Here is a 2862-nt window from a genome sequence, read left to right on the forward strand (position 1 = left end):
TGGCTTTGCCGCCCTTCCCAGCGATGGCCGCTTTGATCTTCTGATGCGGCGGCTCAAGTCGTCCGCCTCCAGGAAACGTACACAGTCCGCTCCGCAAAAGCGCAGTTGGACGCCGACGGGAGGCTCCCTTACGGCTGACATAACCGCGGACGCGAAGCGCTTCACTTTGGCAATCAAGGCCAAAAGCTCCGAAGCGCGTGCGTTCGGTGATTATTTGTCGGAAAACCTCGACCGCCTTTACGAGGCCTTTCGGCAGGATTCGACGCAACTGAAAGAGGAACCGTAACCGCAAAAGAAAAAGGCCCCCGAAACGAGTTCCGGAAGCCCTTCTCCTAGATTGAGCACCTAGAGAATCGCACTTCCGCGAATCACAGTCAAGAGTCCCAGACGGGTCACGACGTCGTTTTCGGCGAGCTGATTTCTATTGCCTAGCGATAGGTGAGAGAAAATGCAGACGCACATCACAACGACGCCCTTCGGGCGGCGGCCGATGACGCTTGCCATGATGGCAAGCCAGGCCGTGGCGAACGCCATACCGGAAGGCGCACGCGTTCAGAAATGGCATGTCTTCAAATCCATTCGTGAGGCCAAGGATCTGATCGGCGCCACGGATCGCGCGCTGGCGATCCTCAACGCGCTTTTGTCCTTCCATCCGGACACGGAACTCTCGGCCGACGGCGAATTGATCGTATGGCCGTCGAACGAGCAGCTCATGGCCCGGGCGAACGGGATGCCGCCGACAACGCTGCGGCGTCATTTGGCCGTCCTGGTCGATTGCGGTCTCATCATCCGCCGCGACAGCCCGAACGGCAAACGCTTCGCACGGAAGGGCAGGGGCGGGCAGATCGAGCAGGCCTACGGCTTCGATCTGTCGCCGATCGTCGCGCGCGCCGAGGAGTTTGCCGAACTGGCAGAGACGGTTCAGGCCGAAAAGCGCGCCTATAAGGCCGTCAGGGAGCGCCTGACGCTTCTGCGCAGGGATATCGTGAAGATGATTGACGCCGGCATCGAGGAAGGCGTGCCGGGCAACTGGGGCAAGATGACCCAGGTCTATCAGGATATCATCGGCCGTCTCCCCAGGACAGCGCCACGGCAGCTCCTCGAGGACATCTGCGAGGATCTAGAGCTGCTCTGGATCGAAATCCGTGAGGCATTGGAATCTTTCACGAAAACACAGAATCCGGACGCCAATGAGTCCCGTTCTGGTCGCCACATACAGAATTCAAACCCAGACTCTCTATCTGAATCTAAAAACGGCTTAGGAGATAAGGAAGAAGCGGGCGGCAGCGCCGCGGAAAACCACAACCTGCACAGCTTGCCAAAGCGCGAGCTGCCCCTTGGGATCGTGCTGGACGCCTGCGCCAACTGGCGCGAGCTGACGAAGGATGCCGAAATCCGCAACTGGCGGGATTTTCTGGCGGCGGCGGAGGTCGCCCGGCCGATGCTGGGGGTCAGCCCGAGCGCCTGGCGGGAGGCCTGCGAGGTTATGGGTGAACGGCAGGCGGCGATCACCCTGGCGGCGATCTACCAGCGCGCCGAGCAGATCAACAATGCCGGCGGTTATCTGCGCAGCCTGACGGATCGGGCCCGCGACGGGAAATTCTCGGCCTGGCCGATGGTCATGGCGCTGTTGCGCGCCAAACTTGACGCCGATAAGACGGCCGCGCAGACCCGTGGCGGGCCGCCGGACGATGGCGATCGGGGGGAAGGCCGGCTCGAGGTCTCCGACGCGCTTCTCAGAAGTCTGCGCAGGCCGAGATCGTGATGCCGGACGGATCTGTGCACTCGAATTTCGGTCCCGCTTTTGGTGGAGCAGCCATTCGCGCGGTCCGAGCCGATGTCTCAGTCGCCGCCCATAAGACCGTCATACGCCTCGAGCAAGGCATCAACGATCGCCTGACCCAGCGCCTGTGCGGTCTCGCCGATTTGAGCCTCGTTTCCGCCGCGGGCGGCGGTGGCGAGGTCCGAACCGTGATCGGTCAGGATCGCATTGGCCCGATCGATCGCCCATTGCGCAAAATCGTCTCGGCTGTCGATGGTCCTGGTGTCCATCATGGAAGGGCGCTCCGGCGTTTACAAATTGTTTGGCCGAGTTGGGCTACGGTCAGGGTGCGCGATGGGTATTGCGTTCGCGCCAACTCAACCTTGCGTCTCAGGCCTCGCTGAGCAAGCCGTTGCGCTTCGCACGGTCGAGAAGGTTCTTGACCGATGAGGGCGCCCATTTTGTCCCGCCGCGGGGCGTGCGCTCGTGTAATCTTTCCAGCTGGATGGCGATTTCGCGCAGCGTAAGCTGCGGATTGGACGAATGGATTCCGGCAACCAGCGTCATCAGGCGATCCTCGGGCAGGCGAGGCGGAGATTTCCTCAGAAGCGCCGCGTCTGCCATGCCCTCGGCGACCATCCATTTGACGGCCCGACGCAATTGCTCCGGTGACCAGTCAAGCCCACGTTGCTGCAGAAACCGCGCGATGTCGTCCCAGCTGTGGTCCGGACGCATGCGCCTGACAGTCGGCAGCCATTGCTGGACGGCGGCCCGAACGCGGGCGCCATAGGCCGCTTTCTGGGCGCTCCTCATCCTGGCCAGCGCCTCCGGCCGGCGTTCGCGGATGCCCGGATTGCCCGGCATGCGCCCTTTTGCCTTGGCGGCCTTGATACCGGCTTTGGTGCGCTCGGAAATCAACGCACGCTCGAGCTGCGCCACGGCGCCGAGGACCTGCAGGGAGAACATGCCTTGTGGCGTCGTCGTGTCGATCGGATCTCTCAGCGAGCGGAAATGCGCGCGTTTTGCGGTCAGATCCTCGATCACCTCGAGTAGATGGCTGACCGAGCGGGCCAGGCGGTCGAGCCGGACGACGACAAGCG

The 2862-nt window shown here is 62.5% G+C and carries 4 protein-coding genes; 2 read left to right on the plus strand and 2 right to left on the minus strand.

Translation table 11 applies throughout. The features are described 5' to 3' along the window. Together EOA85_RS31610 and repC are read left to right on the plus strand one after the other, a co-directional pair. On the plus strand, positions 1-286 hold a 286-nt coding region (locus EOA85_RS31610; protein ID WP_281033817.1), incomplete at its 5' end, for a plasmid partitioning protein RepB C-terminal domain-containing protein. 162 nt (positions 287-448) lie between these two features. Then, a complete protein-coding gene (gene repC / locus EOA85_RS31615; RefSeq protein ID WP_127212350.1) occupies positions 449-1765 on the plus strand; it encodes a plasmid replication protein RepC in 1317 nt (438 codons plus the stop codon). A 77-nt stretch (positions 1766-1842) separates the two neighbouring features. On the opposite strand, the gene EOA85_RS31620 is transcribed toward repC, so the two are convergent. Both EOA85_RS31620 and EOA85_RS31625 read right to left on the minus strand, forming a co-directional pair. After that, positions 1843-2055, minus strand: coding sequence for a hypothetical protein (locus tag EOA85_RS31620; RefSeq protein WP_348627951.1), 213 nt, complete (start codon positions 2053-2055; stop codon positions 1843-1845). 97 nt (positions 2056-2152) lie between these two features. Beyond that, the coding region (locus EOA85_RS31625) for a recombinase family protein (protein ID WP_164760008.1) at positions 2153-2862 on the minus strand (710 nt) is incomplete at its 5' end.

The sequence above is a fragment of the Mesorhizobium sp. M5C.F.Ca.IN.020.29.1.1 genome, assembly GCF_003997375.1.
In the GTDB taxonomy this organism is placed as follows: domain Bacteria; phylum Pseudomonadota; class Alphaproteobacteria; order Rhizobiales; family Rhizobiaceae; genus Mesorhizobium; species Mesorhizobium wenxiniae.

Coding starts and splice junctions, on each gene's coding strand:
- repC (WP_127212350.1), top strand. CDS start 449: ATGCAGACGCACATCACAACGACGCCCTTCGGGCGGCGGCCGATGACG.
- EOA85_RS31620 (WP_348627951.1), bottom strand. CDS start 2,055: ATGATGGACACCAGGACCATCGACAGCCGAGACGATTTTGCGCAATGG.